21 protein-coding genes and 2 pseudogenes are annotated in these 20,515 nt (G+C 41.3%); 11 read left to right on the top strand and 12 right to left on the bottom strand.

The annotated features are described in order from the left end of the window. Positions 1-263: 263 nt before the first annotated feature. The 7 genes from RMZ41_RS30240 to RMZ41_RS30210 all read left to right on the top strand — a co-directional run bounded on the left by RMZ41_RS30240 (position 264) and on the right by RMZ41_RS30210 (position 6,522). Positions 264-1,547 (top strand): glycosyltransferase family 4 protein, encoded by a 1,284-nt coding sequence (locus RMZ41_RS30240; RefSeq protein WP_322645213.1) that lies wholly within the window; start codon positions 264-266, stop codon positions 1,545-1,547. 561 nt (positions 1,548-2,108) lie between these two features. Beyond that, a complete protein-coding gene (gene rsfS / locus RMZ41_RS30235) occupies positions 2,109-2,567 on the top strand; it encodes a ribosome silencing factor (RefSeq protein WP_174708083.1) in 459 nt (152 codons plus the stop codon). Beyond that, a complete protein-coding gene (locus RMZ41_RS30230) occupies positions 2,564-3,064 on the top strand; it encodes a CGLD27 family protein (protein WP_322645212.1) in 501 nt (166 codons plus the stop codon). Before rsfS ends, RMZ41_RS30230 begins: the two co-directional genes overlap by 4 nt. An 87-nt stretch (positions 3,065-3,151) precedes the next feature. After that, positions 3,152-4,105 carry an asparaginase gene (locus RMZ41_RS30225; protein WP_322645211.1) on the top strand — a complete coding sequence of 318 codons (954 nt, stop codon included), beginning with the start codon at positions 3,152-3,154 and terminating at the stop codon, positions 4,103-4,105. Between the two features lie 439 nt (positions 4,106-4,544). Further along, a complete protein-coding gene (locus RMZ41_RS30220) occupies positions 4,545-4,685 on the top strand; it encodes a group I intron-associated PD-(D/E)XK endonuclease (RefSeq protein WP_322645210.1) in 141 nt (46 codons plus the stop codon). After that, complete coding sequence (locus tag RMZ41_RS30215; protein WP_322645209.1) at positions 4,660-5,028, top strand: group I intron-associated PD-(D/E)XK endonuclease; 369 nt, start codon at positions 4,660-4,662, stop codon at positions 5,026-5,028. The genes RMZ41_RS30220 and RMZ41_RS30215 overlap by 26 nt, the downstream gene beginning before the upstream one ends. Positions 5,029-5,070: 42 nt before the next feature. Next, on the top strand, positions 5,071-6,522 hold the full coding sequence (locus tag RMZ41_RS30210) for a YcjF family protein (RefSeq protein ID WP_322645208.1): 1,452 nt from the start codon (positions 5,071-5,073) through the stop codon (positions 6,520-6,522). A 120-nt stretch (positions 6,523-6,642) separates the two neighbouring features. On the opposite strand, the gene RMZ41_RS30205 is transcribed toward RMZ41_RS30210, so the two are convergent. Then, the gene (locus tag RMZ41_RS30205; protein ID WP_322645207.1) at positions 6,643-7,692 is read right to left on the bottom strand and encodes an anti-sigma factor antagonist; all 1,050 of its coding nucleotides are present in this window, start codon (positions 7,690-7,692) and stop codon (positions 6,643-6,645) included. Between the two features lie 198 nt (positions 7,693-7,890). On the opposite strand from RMZ41_RS30205, the gene RMZ41_RS30200 reads away from it, so the two are divergent. Continuing rightward, positions 7,891-8,688, top strand: a complete 798-nt coding sequence (locus tag RMZ41_RS30200; RefSeq protein WP_322645206.1) for a 7-carboxy-7-deazaguanine synthase QueE — start codon at positions 7,891-7,893, stop codon at positions 8,686-8,688. 205 nt (positions 8,689-8,893) lie between these two features. Here RMZ41_RS30200 and RMZ41_RS30195 read toward each other — a convergent pair whose 3' ends face one another. Continuing rightward, positions 8,894-9,538 (bottom strand): DUF3318 domain-containing protein, encoded by a 645-nt coding sequence (locus RMZ41_RS30195; protein ID WP_322645205.1) that lies wholly within the window; start codon positions 9,536-9,538, stop codon positions 8,894-8,896. Between the two features lie 77 nt (positions 9,539-9,615). Beyond that, a complete protein-coding gene (locus tag RMZ41_RS30190; RefSeq protein ID WP_322645204.1) occupies positions 9,616-10,173 on the bottom strand; it encodes a hypothetical protein in 558 nt (185 codons plus the stop codon). Positions 10,174-10,466: 293 nt separating this feature from the next. Here RMZ41_RS30190 and RMZ41_RS30185 point away from each other — a divergent pair. Next, positions 10,467-10,574 (top strand): annotated as a pseudogene (locus tag RMZ41_RS30185) (amino acid ABC transporter ATP-binding protein); the annotation flags it as partial. 16 nt (positions 10,575-10,590) lie between these two features. Here RMZ41_RS30185 and RMZ41_RS30180 read toward each other — a convergent pair. Beyond that, on the bottom strand, positions 10,591-11,385 hold the full coding sequence (locus RMZ41_RS30180; RefSeq protein ID WP_322645203.1) for a methyltransferase domain-containing protein: 795 nt from the start codon (positions 11,383-11,385) through the stop codon (positions 10,591-10,593). Between the two features lie 104 nt (positions 11,386-11,489). On the opposite strand from RMZ41_RS30180, the gene RMZ41_RS30175 reads away from it, so the two are divergent. Beyond that, complete coding sequence (locus tag RMZ41_RS30175; RefSeq protein ID WP_322645202.1) at positions 11,490-12,359, top strand: LysR family transcriptional regulator; 870 nt, start codon at positions 11,490-11,492, stop codon at positions 12,357-12,359. Between the two features lie 95 nt (positions 12,360-12,454). Here the strand turns inward: RMZ41_RS30175 and RMZ41_RS30170 are convergent, their stop codons facing one another. Continuing rightward, on the bottom strand, positions 12,455-12,817 hold the full coding sequence (locus RMZ41_RS30170) for a hypothetical protein (RefSeq protein ID WP_322645201.1): 363 nt from the start codon (positions 12,815-12,817) through the stop codon (positions 12,455-12,457). Between the two features lie 240 nt (positions 12,818-13,057). On the opposite strand from RMZ41_RS30170, the gene RMZ41_RS30165 reads away from it, so the two are divergent. Next, positions 13,058-14,191: a hypothetical protein gene (locus RMZ41_RS30165; protein WP_322645200.1), complete on the top strand. Its 1,134-nt coding sequence runs from the start codon at positions 13,058-13,060 to the stop codon at positions 14,189-14,191. A 72-nt stretch (positions 14,192-14,263) separates the two neighbouring features. Here the strand turns inward: RMZ41_RS30165 and RMZ41_RS30160 are convergent. The 7 genes and pseudogenes from RMZ41_RS30160 to RMZ41_RS30130 form a co-directional block, all read right to left on the bottom strand. Then, positions 14,264-14,472 (bottom strand): annotated as a pseudogene (locus tag RMZ41_RS30160) (AbrB family transcriptional regulator). A 5-nt stretch (positions 14,473-14,477) separates the two neighbouring features. Then, positions 14,478-15,392, bottom strand: coding sequence for a nucleotidyl transferase AbiEii/AbiGii toxin family protein (locus RMZ41_RS30155; protein WP_322645199.1), 915 nt, complete (start codon positions 15,390-15,392; stop codon positions 14,478-14,480). Between the two features lie 162 nt (positions 15,393-15,554). Next, on the bottom strand, positions 15,555-16,958 hold the full coding sequence (locus RMZ41_RS30150) for a ferredoxin:protochlorophyllide reductase (ATP-dependent) subunit N (RefSeq protein ID WP_322645198.1): 1,404 nt from the start codon (positions 16,956-16,958) through the stop codon (positions 15,555-15,557). 176 nt (positions 16,959-17,134) lie between these two features. Beyond that, positions 17,135-17,941: a DUF5331 domain-containing protein gene (locus RMZ41_RS30145; protein WP_322645197.1), complete on the bottom strand. Its 807-nt coding sequence runs from the start codon at positions 17,939-17,941 to the stop codon at positions 17,135-17,137. A 32-nt stretch (positions 17,942-17,973) separates the two neighbouring features. Next, a complete protein-coding gene (gene bchL, locus RMZ41_RS30140; RefSeq protein WP_069070723.1) occupies positions 17,974-18,840 on the bottom strand; it encodes a ferredoxin:protochlorophyllide reductase (ATP-dependent) iron-sulfur ATP-binding protein in 867 nt (288 codons plus the stop codon). Between the two features lie 732 nt (positions 18,841-19,572). Beyond that, a complete protein-coding gene (locus tag RMZ41_RS30135) occupies positions 19,573-19,827 on the bottom strand; it encodes a TIGR02450 family Trp-rich protein (RefSeq protein WP_322645196.1) in 255 nt (84 codons plus the stop codon). Positions 19,828-19,888: 61 nt separating this feature from the next. Next, a complete protein-coding gene (locus RMZ41_RS30130; RefSeq protein WP_322645195.1) occupies positions 19,889-20,263 on the bottom strand; it encodes a hypothetical protein in 375 nt (124 codons plus the stop codon). Positions 20,264-20,515: the final 252 nt, after the last annotated feature.

The following is a 20,515-nucleotide window of genomic DNA, read 5'->3' as shown; positions in this document are numbered from 1 at the left end:
TAATTAATATCGAACCTAAAAATTAGGGTTTATACCTACGTACCAATCAACAACGAACAATTTTAAGAATGCTTAAATAGTGAAAGAAATTCATACTTACTCTAAGTATTTAATATCAAATTTTACTCAATCTTTAAAGAAAATCCCTGACAGAAAAAGGGTCTGAAGTCACAATTAAATATAGGAGTTTCCAAGCTCCAAATGATGTTTAAGACAAAGATTTGTCATTAAACAAAAAACCGGGGTACTTCGGACTAACTTTTATGCGGATTTTAATTTACTCTTACAACTACTATCCAGAACCAATTGGGATTGCCCCACTGATGACTGAGTTAGCAGAGGGACTAGTCAAACGTGGGCATGAGGTTCGCGTAGTCACCGCTATGCCCAACTATCCTGAGCGTCAAATTTATCAGGAATATCGGGGCAAATGGTACCTCAACGAATATAAAAATGGTGTTCAAATTCAACGCAGTTACGTTTGGATTCGTCCACAACCCAATCTATTAGATCGGGTGCTACTAGATGCTAGTTTCGTTGTCACTAGCTTTGTACCTGCCCTCTTCGGTTGGCGGCCAGACGTAATTCTTTCAACATCACCATCTTTGCCAAGCTGTGTACCAGTTGCTCTTTTAGGATGGTTACGTGCTTGTCCTGTGATCTTAAATCTACAAGATATATTACCAGAAGCAGCCGTCCACGTCGGTCTACTGAAAAATAAATTGCTTATAAAGTTATTTACAGTATTGGAAAAATTTGCTTACCACACTGCGAGTAAAATTAGCGTTATCGCCGATGGGTTTGTGGACAATTTGCGAGCTAAGGGCGTAAAAGCTGACAAAATTGTGCAAATTCCCAACTGGGTTGATGTAAATTTTATCCGTCCCTTGCCTAAAGAAAATAACCCTTTCCGTGCAGCGCATAATCTAAATGACAAATTTGTAGTACTTTATTCTGGGAACATTGCCCTAACCCAAGGTTTAGAAAGCGTTGTCAAAGCTGCTTCTGTGTTGCGCCATATCCCAGATATTGTTTTTGTTATTGTTGGAGAGGCAAAAGGTTTACAGCGATTACAACAAGAATGTCTAGACTGCGGCGCAGATAATGTTCTGCTTTTACCATTTCAACCCCGCAAATCTTTACCACAAATGTTGGCAGCTGCCGATGTTGGCTTAGTGGTGCAAAAGAAAAATATTGTATCGTTTAATATGCCGTCAAAAATTCAAGTGCTACTTGCTAGTGGAGCAGCTTTAATTGCCTCTGTGCCTGACAATGGTACAGCAGCAAGAGCGATCAGGCAAAGTGGCGGCGGAGTTATCGTTCCTCCAGAAGATCCCCAAGCTTTAGCAATGGCAATTTTAGACTTGTACCAAAACCCCGAAAAGGTCAAAACTCTGGGTTATAAAAGTCGCCAATACGCGATTGAGAACTATGCTTTTGAGCAAGCTTTAAATCAGTATGAGTCTTTGTGTTACTCATTAACGGTAGATCGTACAGCTATTCAGTCTACTACAACAGTTACAGTCTCTAGAGCAGAAAGCCCATAAGGATGTGACCGACTTTGAAAGTTGCAATTCTACCCTCACTATCTAAAGTGCAATTGATTCTGAGGGTGTTTAATTATACTTAAAATTTACAGTAATAGAGCAATACGCTTGGGTTAAGTAAATATCTCTTTGAGGCAAGCAAAGAAAACAGAGGGAGAGAAAAAAGGCTTAATCCAAGCATATTGAGCAAAAGACAAGGAGTTTTCAAATGGGTTTTGAACCCAAAATCCCGCAGCTTTCCACAGCTTCGCTTCATTATTAATTAAATATGTGGGAACATGTGGGAACACCAATTTTTAACTATACAGTCAAAGTGCTTTAGTGTCCCTTAGTACTCAATGATACACTGGTATCAATCACACTTTTGGTAGACCAGGCATGAATCTGCTGTGTTGTATTGTAGTTTATTAGTAGACATCAATTATCAAACTAGCCCCCATAAACACCTGTTTTTTTGTTAGTATTCAAAAAAACCTATTGACACATTTGTCAGATCAATTGTTTGTTGTTTGTAAGTAAATGTAAACAATTGTTTCAAAGGAAAAAAGCACCTGAGGTTTAATGACTGACTATTTCCAAGGAAATTTCCCATTACAATCTGTTCCACTGACGAAAAGTGTGGTAAAAAGCCACGCCCATACTGAAGAGGAGAGCGGAAAATTAGCTGCAACGATCGCAGAAGCTGCATCAGACCGCAAAGCGGGTGAGATTTTATTGCTCAAAGTAGCAGAGGTATCTTACCTAGCCGATTACTTTGTGATGATGACTGGCTATTCTAAAGTACAAGTAAGAGCGATCGCTCAAGCAATTGAAGGAAAAGTCGAAACTGAGTTGCAACGTCGTCCCATAAGGACAGAAGGAAAAGTTGAGGGGAGTTGGGTACTACAGGACTACGGTGATGTGATCGTTCACATCATGATGCCCAAAGAACGGGAGTTTTATAATTTAGAAGCGTTCTGGATTCATGCAGAACGTATTTCCCTTCCAGAATCTGATGAGGGTGAAGGTAAGCCAACATGATTAGGTCTTCGGTTTCAAATTGCCCAGTTCCCACAGACCAACAACCGCTTAATGAGTACGAAGAGTTAAAAACTTCCTGGCTATTTCGTGATAGCACTTTAGATTTGCGAGAGTATATCACGAAAATTGCTTGGATTTGGGGTTTATCTTGGCTAATCGCAGCACCTGTGGCCGCAGCAAGTTTTCCCCCTCACAAGTATATTGCACATTTTATCCTTTGTGGTGCAGCAACAGCCAGTGTTGGGGTAGTCCTGGCACTGGTAAGGTTGTACTTAGGCTGGTTCTACGTGTGCGATCGCCTTTGCAGTCCCACAGTATTTTATGAAGAGTCCGGCTGGTACGACGGCCAAACTTGGACGAAACCACAGGAAATCCTTAACCGCGATCGCTTGATTGTTGCATACGAAATCAAACCGATCCTGCGGCGGTTACAATTTACCTTTGCTACCTTGGCGGGAATGTACGTTACTGGTACGATAGTTTGGCATTTGTTTTAAAGAGTCATTGGTCATTAGTCATTAGCTAAGGACTAATGACCAATGACCAATGACTAATTAATTAAAAAAGGTAATAAATATAAACCCATGACAATGGGAAAACGAACTCAAGCCACAGCGCTGGAAGTCCGGTTGCTGCGGGAAGGTATTATTGAATCCAGGCATATAGTCCAAGCCGTTGTATGCGACGAACGCGGACGGGTTTTAACCGTTGCCGGCAATTCTGAAACTGCTGCATTTATTCGTTCAGCCCTCAAACCATTTCAGGCACTCGCTGTCACCACCACAGGTACACTGGAACGCTATGACCTTAGCGATCGCGACTTAGCAATTATCACAAGTTCCCATAAAGGAACTATAGATCAAGTCCGACAAGTATTTAACATCTTGTGGCGGGCCGATCTTGACCCAACCATACTCCAGTGTCCAATTCCCGAAGGTAAACACAGTCCTCTAGAATACAATTGCTCTGGAAAACATGCGGGAATGTTAGCCGTTTGTCAGCAACGCCGTTGGCCTTTAAATAACTACTTGGATCGCAAGCACCCAATACAGCAATTGATTTTGGGCAAAGTAGCAGAATTGCTGCGAATGCCAGCAGCAGAATTTATCAACGCTCATGATGACTGTGGCGCACCTACTTATGTGATGCAACTGGGTCACATGGCATCTTTATATGCGCTGCTAGCTTCTAGTAATAATCTGGATATGGAGCGCATTGTCCGGGCTATGACTCATCACCCCGCAATGGTAGCAGGAGATGGAGAATTTGATACCGAACTGATGCGCTTAACTCCAGGGGAACTAGTGAGTAAAAGTGGTGCTGAAGGAGTTCAGTGCATTGGTAGACTCGGTGAAGGCTTGGGGTTAGCAATCAAAGTCATGGATGGGACAAAACGAGCCAAACATGCCGTTGCTATTCACTTACTTAAGCAAATGGGTTGGATTAGTCCTAGCGCCGCCGAAAGCCTCTCAGAAAAGTTTGCCACCTTGGGAAAATACACCCGTTTAGAAGTAATTGGAGAATTATCGTTTTTGTAGTTGCCAAACTCTTGACTATAAGTTACTATAAATAAAGTTGAGAGCAACGCGGGATAGAGCAGCCTGGTAGCTCGTCGGGCTCAAATGGCAAAGTTAACTACACGCTTATTAGTTAAATTTGCTATGGGCGGCATATAAAGAAACTTATGTGCGTTTATCTGTCAAACTCGGGGAAGCCAATAGCGCGGTAATCCCGAACCAAGCTCCAGAAATGGAGAAGGTGTAGAGACTGGAAGGCAGACACCCTAACGATAATGACGAGGGTGAAGGGACAGTCCAGACCACAAACCAGTATAATTGGGCAACGAAAGTTGTAGTTGGTAAGCATAACCCGAAGGTCAGTGGTTCAAATCCACTTCCCGCCACCAAATTAAAACAAAACCCTTGAATTTGAAAAGATTCAGGGGTTTTGTTTTATTTAATTATCTTTATTTTGCAGATGGACACAAAGCTTAGAGGAGACATAGCAGAACAAGCTGCTGTTCTTCATGCCTTAAAGCGTGGTTGGGAAGTTTTAAAACCTTTTGGCGATCGCCTACCTTATGATCTAGCATTTGATTGTAGAGGGAACTCTAATTAAAATCCAAGTCAAATATGCTTGGTTAGATGAGCCTTCCGGGAATTATGTTGTAGATAATCGGCGCACTAAAACTAATCGACGGCTGATGGTTCGAGAAGCATATCAGCTATCAGACTTTGATTTTGCCCTAGTATATATAGAAAAACTTGACCTCTTCTATGTCTTTCCCGTAGATGTGTTCATAGATTATGGGAGCGAAGTACACCTAGTTGAAGCTGAAAAAAGACAGCGCAAACCACGTTCAGCACAATATCGGAATGCTTGGGAGTTAATTTTAGCAAAATCTCTAGGTAAAGAAAGTTGTGTTCGAGCGCCTGTTAAATTCCCAGAAGCAGGATTTTAATCTATTCTGGAAGAAATAGCCATCTAAAAGGCGCGGAGAATCATGGTTGTGAAGTTGCAGCGACCAATTTTGGTAGGAGGATTGGGACTTTCCTTTTCTCTGTGGATGTTACAAAGTTGGCACGATTCCATAGTGCAGGTGGGTGAGTTTGGTTTGTTGAGTGCCTTAGCTGTAGGTGGTGGTTTGTGGTTATTCCAGCAAAATCGCCCGAAAGACAGTTTAGAGCAGCTAAATGGTATGCTCGTAGATCGGGCGACTGTAGAAAGTGCGATCGCTAAAACTGAAACTGTAATTAACCAACTGGCACAAGAATCAGAAAACCATCCAGCATTAGAGACACTGCGAGAACAAGTTGCCCAATTGTTCTTTGAATTAGATAGACAAAAAATTAAAGTGGCTGTGACTGGCGGGAAATCCGTAGGTAAAAGCACCTTAATTCAAGTGTTAAATCAAATAGAGACACAAAACTGGGTGTCTTTGGAAGAAACAGCACCTTTATTTAGAGAAACGGGTGACAATTCAGATGCAGCTGTTTTAGCAGAAATTGCAAAATCAGATTTTGTCCTGTTCCTAACAAACGGTGATTTGACAGACTCAGAATTTCAAACCTTACAGCAGCTAAAAGCAGCAAATCAGCCCACAATCCTGGTTTTCAACAAACAAGACCAGTATTTAGCCGATGAAAGCGCCAGCATCTTGCTGTCATTGAAACAGCGAATGCAGGGAAATGTAGTGGCAACAGCCGCTTCTCCCGTTGCTATCAAAGTCCGAAAGCATGAAGCTGATGGTGCTGTGCAAGAGTGGATGGAACAACCAACAGCAGATATACAGCAGTTAACTCAGCAGTTGGGTGAATTGGCACAGCAGGGACAACGGCTAGTTTGGGTAACTACCATGAGGAAAGCCGGATTGTTAAAAGCTGAAGCGAAAAACTGGCTGAATGGAATCAGACGCGATCGCGCCACCCCAATTATTGAACAATATCAATGGATAGCTGCGGCTGCTGCCTTTGCTAACCCAGTACCAGCCCTTGATATTCTGGCGACTGCGGCAATTAATGCTCAGATGGTAATGGATTTGGGTAATATCTATCAGCAGAAATTTTCCCTAGAACAGGCGCAAACTGTAGCTGGAACAATGGGAAGTTTAATGCTGAAACTAGGTTTAGTAGAACTTTCTACAAAGGCAATTAGTACTGTTCTTAAAAGTAATGCCATTACCTTTGTTGCTGGTGGGGTAGTGCAAGGAGTAAGTGCAGCTTATCTGACTAGAGTTGCTGGGTTAAGTCTAATTGAATATTTCCAACAGCAGGAAATAGCAATAGATTCTGGCACTGGTTTGAATTTGGAAAACTTGCGGCAAACTTTGCAAAAAGTATTTCAGCAAAATCAACAGATTGGTTTTTTGCAGGGGTTTGTTAAGCAAGGCGTAAAGCGTTTGTTGCCAGAAGTACAACAAATTGAAGTCGTTGGTCTTGAGAAGGCAGTGGGATAATTTCACTTACTTGTGCTGTAAAAACCTAAAATTTACCCAAGCCCATAATGGGCTTGGGTGTATTTAATAATTATTGCGAGAGTTGGGAATTACCAAAAAATTGTGAATAAGGGTAGTTAGCTAAACAGCGCCACTGTTTCTATTAAATAGAATAGCTATAGTTTTGAAAATTAGCTTTAAATCGTACACCAAACTCCAATTTTTTTGATACTGTAAATCTAGGCGAATTACATCTTCAAAACTGCGGACTGTAGACCGTCCATTGACTTGCCATTCGCCAGTCATACCAGGTTTTACATCTAAACGTTGCCACTCTGGTACTTCATAACGTTCGACTTCATCGGGTGTAGGTGGTCGAGTCCCGACTAAACTCATTTCTCCTTTGAGGACGTTCCAAAATTGCGGTAATTCATCAAGACTAGTTCGCCGTAAAAAGCGCCCTACCCTAGTAATTCTGGGGTCATTTTCGTTCTTGAAAAATGCACCTTGCACTTGGTTTTTAACTTGGGATTTCTTCGCTTCTGCATCCACACACATAGAGCGGAATTTCCAAATCTCAAACCGCTTTCCCATCCAACCACAACGGGTTTGACTAAAGAAGATGGGGCCGGGATCGTTAATTTGAATAGCGATCGCAATTGGAATAAACAAAATTCCTGTAATTAATAAACCAACCATAGACCCTACAATATCTAAGAAGCGTTTCATCCAAGATGCTACAGAAGGATGAGTAGTGGGTAAAGGCTCTACTTTACGGGAAACTGTTTTCCGATTATCAACTAAATCTTCTGGTTCTATTAGCAATCCATCGTCAACCAACTCTAGGGGAAAAACTTGATCCAATCCCGTGAGTTTTAAAACTGCCATGACTTGAGGTGTTACATTCCGCAGTGTTAATGTAATTCCTTTAGTCTGGGCGTATTTAAAATTACTGACCAGGGCACCTAAACCACTACTATCCATAAAAGTAGTTTGTTGAAAGTCAATGATGATCTGTTTAGGATGTGAATTGGTCTGAATTAAGCTTTGGCAGGTTTGCTTAAAGCCTAAAGCCTCTAGCACGCTCAACCGTGCGGGCACCTGCATTATAGCCGTGTCGTTTAGGGAATTAACTGGAAAATCGACCTCTGTCGGTTGGCTAGTCATGAAGCTCTGCACTTTCGTTGCCATGTATAATGTAATCTGCCAAACATTATTTTGTCCTCCAAAATTACCTAACCTAATATTGGAATCAGTAGTAATAAGGACTAATTTCTATTTACCGGGGCTGAGATTGGAGATCGCTAGCGACGATTCACAATAGAACAAGAAGCCAAAAAACATCCTTGCTGTTGTGCCGACGCAGCGCGATCGCGTTGTTCTCATTTTATGATTGCTAAAACTACGGTTACACCTACCGCACGCCTAGTTGAGGTCTTTTCTGCCATTCAAGGGGAAGGACTGAATGTAGGGACACGTCAGATATTTATTCGTTTTGCTTTGTGTGATTTGCGCTGCCAATTTTGTGATAGCGCCCACACTTGGAATGCACCTGCTACTTGTCGAATAGAGCGATCGCCTGGATTGCGCGACTTTGAAATCCACTCTAACCCTGTTCCATTATCCATGTTAATCGAATGGGTGGAACAGCAAAATCTACCTTGTCTACACGATAGCATTAGCTTAACCGGGGGTGAACCACTTCTTCATGCCCCATTTCTAACGCAGTTTCTACCCCAAGTGCGAGATATAACTGGTCTACCCATATATTTAGAAACTGGCGGACATCGCCCAGAACAACTAGCGATGATTCTTCCCTATTTAGACTCTGTGGGTATGGATTTCAAATTGCCCAGTGTTAGCGGCGAAAGCCATTGGCAAGAACATGCTAAATTTCTCCAAATATGTCATGACTCATATTTAAATGTTTTTGTCAAGATAATTGTGTCTCAAAACACAGATCCAGCCGAGTTAGAACGTTCAGCTGCGTTAGTGGCAGAGGTTAGTCCAGATATCTCAGTATTTTTACAACCTGTTACGCCTTTAGGAGTATCTGAACAATTTTCCTCAATACCGATGCTTGCGCCTACAGCCGATCAAGTTTTGACCTGGCAAGCTTTGATGAAGGGGTTTGTAAAGCACGTGCGTGTGATCCCTCAGACGCATAAAATGCTAAACCAACTATAAAAGCTTCTGTAAAATTTGAGTTTGATAAAGATGTAGTCAAGAAAAAAGTAAGATTCGATGAAATGGTCATTGCTGCCCCTAATCAGCAAGGCAGCAGTCCACTCAGTAGACATTATCAGTCAAAGGCAGAATTAGGAGTGAGGAGTTTGAAGTTTAGATTTCACTCCTAATTGTACAGACGCGATTAATCGCGTCTCTTCTAAACTTACAACCCGCCTTCATCTGGAGTTTTGGATTTAGCTTTAGCTTTATTAGCACTGCGCTTGAGGGCAGAGAGTCTTGCTTCGTATTTCGACCTTTGGCGCTTACTAGGAGTATTGTCAATCAGGGTTTTTAAGGCACTACCAAGACTCTTGTAGGCATTGGGGAGGCTATAACCGAAACGAGTTGCCAAAGCGATCGCTTTCTCATCAGCATTGAGCAATTCTCTTAGTTGCTTTTCACCACTATTCTTTTGGTACAGTCGCCAGCCTGAGATGCCACAGAGTGACAAAGCTAACACCAGCAGCAATCCATCTTGTACCCACAATTCGCCGACAGCGCCACCTAAACCGATGGCTAATGCTGCCATTTCCCAACCATCTTTAGGAATTGTGTCATTTTGAACGCGAGCAACTTCATGCCAGAACAACAGATTACGCTGATCCATTGCGAGGGCATCCCATTTAACTAGGTCAATTTGAATTTCTACCTGGTCTTTACCAATTTCTTCGCAGCGAACCAGGGGTGGATTGACCTCAGTTGTGCCTTCAACCGTGACCCAGCTCTGTAATTCTGGCGGTAATAAGCCTTTCAACCGCCGTAGTTCACTCATTTCCGCTTTGGCAGAGGAGGTTGCATAGGATGTCATAATATCCAGCCCCAGAAAATTTCAGTATATAGTGAGGGTATCACTTTGGAGTATAGCTATTTAAGTGATGATCCGTCTCAGTCGTTGGGAAAACTTCCTCGCTTTTTCCGCGCCTCCATTGCCTTTTCTAGCAAATCTAGTAATCCTGGCGCTTCTTCTTGGATACTGAGTAACAATCTTTCCCCAAGTTCTATATTCCCCGGATCGAGACCTGTTGCCATTACTTCTTTGAGGCGAGGTATTGCTATCCCATCCACAATCTGAATTAATCCGCTCAGACAACGGTGAAATTGCTTTTCTGTGAGAATTGAGTCTTCTAAAGGAAACTCAATAATGGCACGAATTTCACCATCGGAAGGGTCGTATTCCCATTGCAACATTTTGGTTTCCCAGGAAATGGCAAGCATTGTCTGGAGGATAACTCCCTTGTGAGGGTGGTCTTGAATTCCTGCCAGAACTTGAGGGGCAAATACCCGAAAAAATTTTCCCTCTTCATCCAACTGGACAACTATTAGGAAATCTTCTAAATTATCAGCCTCCACACCTGTTATAATCCGGTTTTCTTCATCATCAAAACGGTAGTCCCAACCAAGGTTGTCTAAATACTTGGCGATCTGTTCGAGGTTAGCTCCCATAAAAGCCTCATAAGGAACGGTGGAGCATACTATTACCAGACCTAGTTTAACCTGCTAAGGGTAGTTGTTTAGGTTGGTCTAGATACTTCCGATCGCCTAGAAGTATGCAATTAGGGTATGGGGCATGGGGCATTGGGCATGGGGCATTGAAGATAGGAGAATTTTCATACTGGGGTTCTCTTGCTCTTTATTAAATAATTGCTAAATGCGTTTTTATAAATGTTATTTAGTGAAGGATGTAGAACTAATCTACTTAAATTTTAATATTATCTTCCAGGTTTCATGAATGTATAGTTATTATCATGGATGGCGGTTTCCTCGTCGATTCAGCCATCCTTGATACATTTTTCAGCAACCCCAAAGAAGAAAGAACACGCAAATTTTTGTCACAAATTCTCTAGAAAATCTTGGATTAATTTAACCTTTCCGTCCCACAACTTCACACCAAGCAGCAGCAAAAAATCCATCTGGGTGCTGACTCCATTCTTGCAAAGCATGGCTCATTGCTGTTAGCGATCGCTGATCAGTCCAGCCCTTTTCTACAGCTTGATCCTCCTTTGCAGAAGCCTCAATTCGCAGCGCCAAATATTCTGTAGCTTCACTCAACGGCTCATGACATTGATAAGAAGCCGAAGCTTTGATATTACTAAACCCACTTTGGCGCAGCAGGGCGCGTAACTCTCTACCTACGTAAGGATTACCAGAATTTTGCTGCTGGAGCCACTTGTAATAAGAAAATGCTTTTTCCAGTTCTGGTGTAGATGGCGCAATCAAAAACCCGCCCCAGTCAGGACTACGAAGACCGACAATCCCCCACGGTTTCAAAACTCGCCACAGTTCGCGCAACGCCTGTACAGGTTCTTGAAGATGCTCAAACAAAGCATGGGAAAAGATTGCATCAAATGAGTTATCTGGGAAGGGTAGAGAATATATATTCGCTTCCAGAAAATTAGTATTACTCACACCTTGTTTGAAAGCACTTTCAGCAGCTATCTGGATTTGAGAGGCTTCTCGATCGATACCTGTAAGCGTACCTGGTGCGATCGCATTTGCTAAACCTAGAGCGATCGTCCCAGGCCCGCAACCACAATCTAGTAAATTCATCCCTGGACGTAAATAAGGCTTGAAAAATGCGCCATGAGTATCTAAGCTGCGTTTTGCCATGAAATTCATCGCATTACTCGAATAGCCTGGAGTATACTTTTCTGGCATAACTTTGACTCCCTACGATATCTGTATAAGTATGATATGTAGGTAACTTTGAGATGTCCAATATATATTTATAGAGAATTGAAACTTATAACATATCAAAAAAAATGGAATTGCGACACCTGCGCTACTTTATTGCTGTAGCTGAAGAACTGCATTTCAGTAGAGCCGCCGAGCGATTGCACATTGCTCAACCGCCTTTAAGCCAACAAATTCAGCAATTAGAAGCGCAATTAGGAGTAGAACTGTTTCACCGCAAAACTAAGCGACAGGTGCAGTTAACAGAAGCTGGACAAGTATTTTTGCAAGAAGCTTATCAAATTTTAGCTCAACTCCAAAAAGCAATTGAGTTAACCCAAAAAATCGCAAGAGGTGAGAAAGGACAACTGCGAATCGGGTTTACCAGTTTGGTAACTTACGATTTGCTTCCTGTGATTTTGCGGCGATTTCGAGAACAGTTTCCAGAAGTAGAGTTGGTATTGCAGGAATTAACCACAACTCAACAAGAGCAAGCGCTACAGGAACGCCGCATCCATGTAGGCTTTGCTCATCCACCGTTAGAAGACAACGCACTCAATCAAGAGTGCATTCAACAAGAAGCGCTAATTGTGGCTATGTTGGAAACTCATCCTTTAGCTGAACAAGAAAAGATTTCAGTGCGATCGCTAGTAAACGAGAACTTTATCATGTTCCCTCGCCATTTGGGGCCCGGACTTTACGACCAAATCGTAAGCCTTTGTCAGCAAGCAAATTTCAGCCCGAAAGTGACTCAAGAAGCGATTCAAATGCAGACAATTATCGGATTGGTTTCGGCGGGAATGGGGATTGCGATCGCACCGTCTTCATTGCAAAATCTTCAGAGGAGTGGTGTAGTATATCGTGCTATAGAGGAGAAAACACCATTAGTAGAAACGGCTATAGTGTGGCGAGAAGAAGATATGACACCTGTACTAAGAAAATTTCTACAAGTTGTCTAAACGCTGAGGACTCAAACAATAACCACATCGGTTTCTAGCAGCACTGCGGACACGACGTTCTATTTCTACATAAATGTAAAAACGGGCCATTGTTATTAATTGAGGGCTGGTTTCAAGCCGCGTTCAACAGCTACTTTTAAAGCTCTTGCTTTACTTACTAAGCCATGTCGATAGACCTGCATGAGTTCATCTAGTTGACGAACTTCTGCATCATTCAACTGTCCCTCTCGATGACGCGCTTGCAAGTCACTGAAAACCTCTTGCTGCTCAGTTTCCATCTGCATATCGCACATAGCCAAAATCTGATCGTCCGGTAGAGACTCCAGAGGTAGTTCGGTAATGGCGCGGTCAATCCATTCTAGTAATACATCTTCAAGTCGCCGATGTGTGAAAGCAGCAATTTCCTTTGCCTTTTGTGCCAATGATTCAGGGAGTTGAAGGGTGACAATTTCAGCCATTTTCTACCTGCTTGCTTTTACTTATGATTGTATATGCGATCGCTCTGCATCTTCTAGTTAAAAAGTGCGATCACTTTTCTTCGTTAGCGTGGACGGTTCGTTAAAAAGAGCGATCGCTATTAGACAGAATAGAACTCAAATTGGGAATACTGAGTAAAGCATGGATATTGGCTGCATAGAGATAAATAAGTTTATCTCCGGATGCTGTGCTACTGAGTATTTAGCAACTAGGAGTAAATTATGGAAAATGTTACAGCAACATTTGTAATCCCAAACTGGATTACTGAGGGGTTGAAAAATCAAGCTTACGAACGTGTTGGCGGTGTAATTCGAGAAGTAGGAAGCAAGAAAGTCGTTAGTTGGTTACGTGAAGTATCACCGAGTTTGATACAAAGCTCAACAATACTTTCTCAATTTGGTTCAGCCGCCAGCATTCTTAATCTTGGCGTTTCAGTAATAGGATTTGCTATCGTAATTCAACGCTTAGAAGAGATTGAAAAGCGCCTAAAAATTTTAGAGAAAGATGTCAATCAACTGAATCAAAAATTTGATCTTTCTGTATACGCTAATTTTCATGCTGCTCTTAATTTAGCGCGTGATGCTTTTACAATGACTAAACCTGAAAATCGTGTCAACATGGCAAATTTAGCTATTAACAGATTTTTAGAAGCTCAATATACTTATACTGGTTATTTTGAAATGGCATTAGAAGAAGATATTCAAGCTGCTAATGAATATCTCTCATCATTATTCTTAACTTATATAGCTAAAACGCGTTGCTACTTGGAATTAGAAGAAACTGAAACTGCACGTCGTTGTTTGCAAGAAGGTGCAGAATTTTTTTCTAAGAGTGTAAAAAAATTTATTGATAAGGCATTTTTATATCTTGACAAGGAAGAGGAAAATCAGTTTTACAAAAACTACTCTCTATTAATTCCTCCTACATATCTTACTATCAACGATGTCATCACTGGAGTACTTGGAGGTTGGACTACATTAAAACCAAAAGTAGAACCAATATTTTCAGGAATATCAATAGCAGCACTTACAGTACCACTCGTACTACCAGTATTTCCGTTAGGAGTGATACTAGGGGTAGGGGCACTTCTGGGAATCAACTCGTCAGAAAAAGAAGACAAACCACAATTACATAAACCATTGCAAAAAATTGAGACTATGATTGAAACCTATCGTCGTTTTGAAGCTTATCAGGCAGAAATAGAAGTAATATCCAAACTAGAAAGCAGTTTCCAAGACTGGCTTCAATTAACTCCATCTGCTGAAGTAAAACTTGATGAAGTAGAATTTCTCTATATCATTCCATCTAAACCTTTAGATTTGCAGCTATGTAGTTATTCAATTTTTGAATACTAGTGATATTTTCCTTGGCTTTTTTGAAACTGCAATTCATCATCTTGAGTTAAAAATCTAACAATTATATTTGTATCAACTGCAATCATGCCACAATTTCTCTACACCTTGGCGAATTGCATTATCCATATCTCAAGAGTTTTAGGTTTTCCTTGATATTTTAAACAATCTGCTACATCATCTAATTTAGTTACTGTAAAAGGTTTCTTAGGCTTTAAAAGAATTGCATCACCCCTATCAATAATAAACTCTCGCTCCTTTTGTAGTGATGATTGTATTTTCAATTACTTTAATTCATAGATTCAAAGTCAACAATAAGCCTATTTATTCCATCCATTATTATTGGAAATTTTTCTTGAGGTATGTTTAACTCATGAAAACATTTATCTCTATATTTTTCTTTTTCAGTAAAGTTAGTGATGGCTTTAACTAATGGCTTTTTTACTTCGTAGCTTTCTTCAGCTTTAGCAATTGCACGTGCGGGGATTTCGTTATTTACACGCAATATTGCTAAGTCAATCAAATCTCTAGATTGTGTACTCGAATCGTTCCATCGGTCAGCATTAGCCATTAGTTTTGATGTAAATCTATCGCTTATACTCAGACAAGGTATTTTTGTCCATTCTGGATAAACAGGAGGGTCTAAAGTAAAAATCCCATTGGCTACAATTTCTACTTTAATAGTTGTTTCATTGACTACAACAAGGAAACGAATACCATATTGATTTATTGTACTGTCGCCTAATTCGATATCTGTTGTACTTTGAAATAATGCCACAATTCCTTCATCGTAAATCAAATCTCTTAAATACCTATAATTTTCCGTTCCATAAGGGAAGAGGAAATCAATATCTTTACTAAGCCTGTATTCATCATATTCTAAAGCCAAGAGTGTACCACCACCAAAGTATGCATAAGCTTTTTTGAAAACTTCTGGATTGAAAGCATTAAGGATTTTAAGTATATTATTATGATGATCGAGATGAAACATTTCAAAATCCGGTAATATCCAGGAGTTATATTTTTTTGCTAAATAATGGACAAAATCTTTCTCTTCTTGTTCTAAATTATTGAAGGTACTTTGATGATGCCAATTGCGTTGATACAATTGAACAATTTCTTTCTCACTCATTTGATATACATTTTTTAGCTGCCAACCAATAGACTCTAGAAATGGTAGCTTTTGTGGATTGAGCTTAAGCATAATTAACTCTAATGGTTAAATTTTCTCTAAATTATGATTTAGCGATATCCACCTGATTGTAACTATTTTTAGGCGATCTTCCTTTGCACCTTTGTGAGACAAAAAAGGCGAACTTTTTGGGTTCGCCTTAATTATATGCTGTTGCTCAATCCAAACCCAAATCTAAATCTTCGCTTCTTCTCTCACCAACTTATCCCAACCCAAATCTTTCAAATTATTATTCCGACGCAACGGACGAGTCACCAACTCTAAGATGTCACGCGCATTCGTAAAGCCGTGAATTTGAGCAAAAGTGAACTCCACAGACCATTTTGTATTAATACCGCGTGCTTCCAACGGATTCGCGTGAGCCATACCAGTAATTACCAAATCTGGTTTCAACTCATAAATACGCTGAAGTTGATTGTAATTATCCGGCTTCTCTACAATCCTTGGCAGGGGTGAATTCATTTCTTGGCAAGTTTTCTCCAACAATGCCAACTCAGCAGCTTGATAGCGCTTATCCATGTAGGGAATGCCGATTTCGTGAACAGTCATCCCACAACGGATTAAGAATCTTGCTTGGGAAATCTCCAGCAAGTTATCACCCATGAAGAATACAGACTTACCGCGAATCAGTTTCACATAATCTTCTAAACCTGCCCAAATTTGTGCTTCCCGTTCATCCAAACCCTTGGGAGTAATACCAAACACCGAGCAGATTTTCTCAATCCAAGCGCGGGTTCCATCGGGGCCAATGGGGAAGGGTGCGCCAATGAGTTTACACTTGCGGCGGCGCATTAAGGTGGTGGCTGTGCGGCTGAGGAAGGGGTTGACACCAGCGACATAATACCCTTCTTCCAGTACTGGCAGTTCAGTGAAGCGCTTCGCAGGTAGCCAGCCGGAAACTTTGATGCCTTGTTTTTTCAGTTCCAAGGTTAACTGAGTAACTACGGGGTCGGGAAGAGAGCCAAAGAGGACTAAGGGTGGATGATCCACGTACTCAGATTCATCTTGGGCGACATCTTCTTTCTTCTTACCGAAGTTTAGCAATTTAGCGATCGCATTCCGCTCACTTTTCTCTGTTTCCGCCACCGGAGCCTTATCAGGGCAACGGTTAGCCATTGCTGCTAATACGGTGTCTTCCCCTTGGGTAAAGGCGTAATCTAGACCATTTGCCCGCGCTACAACGATGGGAATCCCGATTTCAGATTCTAGCTTCGGTGCTAAACCTTCCAAATCTGTTTTGATAATTTCGGTGGTGCAAGTGCCAATCCAGACAATTACACTAGGATTGCGATCGCGTTTAATTTGCAAGCACAACCGCTTTAACTCTTCATAATCACTCAGTTGTGCGGAAATATCGCCCTCCTCCAACTCTGCCATTGCATAGCGGGGTTCAGCAAAAATCATCACCCCCATCGCATTTTGCAAGAAGTAGCCACAAGTTTTTGTCCCAATCACCAAAAAGAAGCTATCTTCAATTTTTTGGTATAACCACGCCACGCAGCTAATTGGGCAAAAGGTATGGTAGTTCCCAGTTTCACACTCAAAGTTTAAAGCTTCTGGTTGTTGAGCGACAGTCATTTTGGTTTTTTCTCCCCTTGATATTTAATGGCAGATCGACGAATTTTAGATTTTAGATTGATAATTTTGGATTGAAGACTGGGACAACAAAAGTATCTTCTGTCTAACGACAATTTCCCTAACTCCTAATCCAAAACCCCAAATCTAAAACTTAAAATTGCGAGGAACGGCAATAATTAAGCGTTGGGGAAGAGACGGGCAATTTCTGATTCATCAAAAACGCCTGCTGGCAGTTCTTCCCCTAAAAAATCGTTATTTTCTTCAGCCTTTTGCAAAGCTGTTTCATCACCCCAGACATCTGATAACACGTCTTTAAACGCATTCTCATCTAGTGAGCTATCTTCAAGCACTTCATCATCCAGCTTTACTTCCATTACAGCTGTTGAATCTGCATCGAAGGCAATTTCCCCAAACTCATCTGCTTCTAAACCAGAAATTTCGACACTAGAGGTTTCGAGAGACTCATCTTTTGATTCATGTCCATTGGATAAGGAAATATCGCCAAAGCCATTTTCGCTTTCTTCCAAACCGCTGATTTCTAGACTTTCATCCTCAGAATCCACCATTGTGAACTCTTCAACTACCGCCACCGCCGCAAAGCCATTTATATGAGAATGTGTCAATGTTTCATCTTCAGGCTTTTCGTCAATGATATCTGCTGCTTCTTGGGCGTATTTCTCTACATCTGGGTTGACAACAAAGCGATTACCGAGAGCTAAATCTGGGTCAAAATGTAAATCCAGTACCTCAATCAGCGTATCGGCATCAGGATTAAGTTTGGCAAAGGGCAACATTAACTGCGCTAACTTTGGCTCTAGGGCGTTAAGAACTCCCAGGATGAGGTAAGAAGGTGGTCGCTTCCCGCCATCAGGGGTGTACACTGATTCCACTTCCATGTGCAGCGTAATCCAGTCTCGATTATTTTGGAAAAATTGCAACCACTTTTGCTTTATTGAATCCGTAAAACTGTGAAAGAAAGCCATATTATTGTCCCCCATCCTGAGAACTTGGTGATTTATACAATCATCAAGTCTAGTTCCTCTTCTGAATTAGGAACCTGGGGTTTACCCGGATTTAGATAAAAATCGGATAACAAAGCGAACAACTCCCGATCTGGTGTGTCATTAGGTACAACACCTTCGGGACGCGCTAGAATTTGGTCGGCGATGTTGAGGTAGTAGTCGCAAACGTAGTCTAGGGAAGGATCTTGCTCTGCCATCTCAAACAAAGTTTTACCTTTCACACGGGAAACACGGATATCTTCAATTAAAGGTAAAACTTCCAAAACTGGCATTGGCACAGCTTCTATATATTTTTCAATCAAGTCGCGCTTGGAGGTGCGATTGCCAATTAACCCAGCTAAACGGAGTGGGTGAGTTCGGGCTTTTTCGCGGACTGAAGCGGCGATCCGATTGGCAGCAAACAAAGCATCAAAGCCGTTGTCTGTAACAATCAGGCAGTAATCTGCATAGTTGAGTGGTGCTGCAAAACCACCGCAAACTACGTCACCCAGAACGTCAAAAAGAATTACATCGTACTCATCAAAGGCATTGAGTTCTTTAAGTAATTTTACGGTTTCACCGACTACGTAGCCACCACACCCAGCACCCGCAGGTGGGCCACCAGCTTCTACGCAATCAACACCGCCGTAGCCTTTATAAATTACATCTTCCGGCCAGACATCTTCGTAGTGATAATCCTTTTCTTGGAGGGTGTCGATAATTGTGGGAATCAAAAACCCAGTCAGGGTGAAGGTGCTGTCATGTTTTGGATCGCAGCCAATTTGCAGCACTTTCTTGCCACGTTTAGCTAGGGCGACGGATATATTACAGCTAGTTGTGGATTTACCGATACCACCTTTTCCGTAGACTGCTAGTTTCACTGTTGTTTCCCTCTTATAGCTTCTTGTCAAACTTGTGGCTCAAACATTTGCCTTCACCTTTCCTGAGATGGCGATGCGTGAGGTCTGTTGATGTCATTATTGGGCAAATTACATAGAAAAGAAAGTGGCTCTAAATTTTTAAAACGGTTTTATCCGATGAATTAGGAATTAATTATAGTTACTTTTTGTTTTATTTAGCTTAAAAGTCATATTTATCTCTCAAAATTATCTAAAAAAACTTTTTATTCTTTATTTTTATAAAAAGAGTTACAAAAAGCAAAAAGCTGTAATTGTCTTTTTTAAATGGTTTTCATAGAATTGGCTGATGTTAATACAACGTGTTTCCAAGGCATTGGGGCGCAGGGTCAAGTGTAAAGGGAGGTATATGCAGCCTAATGCTGGAAATACTACTGGAATTTGCGTTAGCGTAGCTCACCGTACCACTTCGTGGAAGCAAGCTACGCGTAGCGTCCTGTAGAGAAGGTATCGCAGATGATCTCGCAGTTTTCAATCGGTATAGAGAACCACTTAATTGCTGCTTGAGAGTGAGTTAGTCTGATTTTGTAAAATATTATTAATTTGCCAAATATAGTGCTTCTTGATTGAGTCCAAGACAGACCTAACCCCCAGTCCCTTCCCTTGTAGACAAGGGGAGTAAGATTCAAAGCTTCTATCCTAAAAGAGAGGAATGGAAGTTAGGTTAAAATCTTTTGACTGTGGGGTTTTAGTTAATTAGGACACTTCAGTTTTAATTTCCTGGATTTCTTGTAATGTTTGCCAGCCAGCTTGCCACTGGGAGCTATCTTGTAATAATTTGGCATTTATCCAAAAACGGACTTTAGGATCGCAAGCAGCAACCATTTCGGCGTAAACCCACTTACCCTGATTTTTCCGATTGACAACTTGGAAGTGTCGCCAGCCATCAACTTTTTGCTGTGCCGTCCACTTAGAACCAACTAGATAAGGAAATTTTTGTTTTTTAGTCATTTGTCATTTGTCATTTGTCATTGGGAAAACACTTTCTTTATTCCCCATTCCCAATTCCCACCTAAGATGTCACCAAATCGCCGTTACGGGTAAACTTCTGGCAATCCAACTCATTATCTTGCTGAACGCATAGCGAAAACCATCTAATATGGCTCCAGCAGGTGTTGATGTTGTTGGTAATTTTGCGCTTTTTCTTAGAAAGGCGTTGTCTTACGACTTCATTAGGGCAAAGAATTTCTAACGTACCTGTACCATCTTCGCCATTGACGATGCGAAATAGACAGTCTTGCAACATGGCACGGCTGCTGCTATCGAAGAACCGCTTAAATCTCTGTAGCTTTTCCCCTTCGGTCATTTGGCTGATGGGTTTTATTTTCAAGAAATCCTCATCCTCTAAGTCAAAGTCATCATCTTCAAAGTCGTAGGGGTCAATCATTTTCAGCATCCACTAGGCGACCTGGGATCATGGTAACTCTGTATGGGAGCAAGGTAGATTTAATACGTCATATAGGACTACTATTTGATTTTTGAAAAGATACATAGGGTGTGAGCGCGGAGAGTACGGCATTAAAGCCTTAAAAATGGTGCGTTACGGCTTACGCCTAACACACCCTACTGGACTGACACAGCTAAAATGTTGCATTAGAACTAACAGATTCCTCCTCCTCAAAAACTGGATAAAGATGTT

The organism is Nostoc sp. DedVER02, from assembly GCF_034530675.2.
Taxonomy (GTDB): Bacteria; Cyanobacteriota; Cyanobacteriia; order Cyanobacteriales; family Nostocaceae; genus Nostoc.
The sequence above is the reverse complement of the archived record's forward strand: the minus strand, read 5'-3'. Positions and strand labels throughout refer to the sequence as shown.

What these genes read in the sequence shown, in the direction of transcription:
- RMZ41_RS30135 (WP_322645196.1), bottom strand. Translation starts at nt 19,827, where the DNA reads ATGACTAAAAAACAAAAATTTCCTTATCTAGTTGGTTCTAAGTGGACG.
- RMZ41_RS30170 (WP_322645201.1), bottom strand. Translation starts at nt 12,817, where the DNA reads ATGGCTGAAATTGTCACCCTTCAACTCCCTGAATCATTGGCACAAAAG.
- rsfS (WP_174708083.1), top strand. Translation starts at nt 2,109, where the DNA reads ATGACTGACTATTTCCAAGGAAATTTCCCATTACAATCTGTTCCACTG.
- RMZ41_RS30225 (WP_322645211.1), top strand. Translation starts at nt 3,152, where the DNA reads ATGACAATGGGAAAACGAACTCAAGCCACAGCGCTGGAAGTCCGGTTG.
- RMZ41_RS30210 (WP_322645208.1), top strand. Translation starts at nt 5,071, where the DNA reads ATGGTTGTGAAGTTGCAGCGACCAATTTTGGTAGGAGGATTGGGACTT.
- RMZ41_RS30145 (WP_322645197.1), bottom strand. Translation starts at nt 17,941, where the DNA reads ATGGCTTTCTTTCACAGTTTTACGGATTCAATAAAGCAAAAGTGGTTG.
- RMZ41_RS30175 (WP_322645202.1), top strand. Translation starts at nt 11,490, where the DNA reads ATGGAATTGCGACACCTGCGCTACTTTATTGCTGTAGCTGAAGAACTG.
- RMZ41_RS30230 (WP_322645212.1), top strand. Translation starts at nt 2,564, where the DNA reads ATGATTAGGTCTTCGGTTTCAAATTGCCCAGTTCCCACAGACCAACAA.
- RMZ41_RS30200 (WP_322645206.1), top strand. Translation starts at nt 7,891, where the DNA reads ATGATTGCTAAAACTACGGTTACACCTACCGCACGCCTAGTTGAGGTC.
- RMZ41_RS30205 (WP_322645207.1), bottom strand. Translation starts at nt 7,692, where the DNA reads ATGGCAACGAAAGTGCAGAGCTTCATGACTAGCCAACCGACAGAGGTC.
- RMZ41_RS30150 (WP_322645198.1), bottom strand. Translation starts at nt 16,958, where the DNA reads ATGACTGTCGCTCAACAACCAGAAGCTTTAAACTTTGAGTGTGAAACT.
- RMZ41_RS30190 (WP_322645204.1), bottom strand. Translation starts at nt 10,173, where the DNA reads ATGGGAGCTAACCTCGAACAGATCGCCAAGTATTTAGACAACCTTGGT.
- RMZ41_RS30240 (WP_322645213.1), top strand. Translation starts at nt 264, where the DNA reads ATGCGGATTTTAATTTACTCTTACAACTACTATCCAGAACCAATTGGG.
- RMZ41_RS30195 (WP_322645205.1), bottom strand. Translation starts at nt 9,538, where the DNA reads ATGACATCCTATGCAACCTCCTCTGCCAAAGCGGAAATGAGTGAACTA.
- RMZ41_RS30220 (WP_322645210.1), top strand. Translation starts at nt 4,545, where the DNA reads ATGGACACAAAGCTTAGAGGAGACATAGCAGAACAAGCTGCTGTTCTT.
- RMZ41_RS30165 (WP_322645200.1), top strand. Translation starts at nt 13,058, where the DNA reads ATGGAAAATGTTACAGCAACATTTGTAATCCCAAACTGGATTACTGAG.
- RMZ41_RS30130 (WP_322645195.1), bottom strand. Translation starts at nt 20,263, where the DNA reads ATGATTGACCCCTACGACTTTGAAGATGATGACTTTGACTTAGAGGAT.
- RMZ41_RS30155 (WP_322645199.1), bottom strand. Translation starts at nt 15,392, where the DNA reads ATGCTTAAGCTCAATCCACAAAAGCTACCATTTCTAGAGTCTATTGGT.
- RMZ41_RS30180 (WP_322645203.1), bottom strand. Translation starts at nt 11,385, where the DNA reads ATGCCAGAAAAGTATACTCCAGGCTATTCGAGTAATGCGATGAATTTC.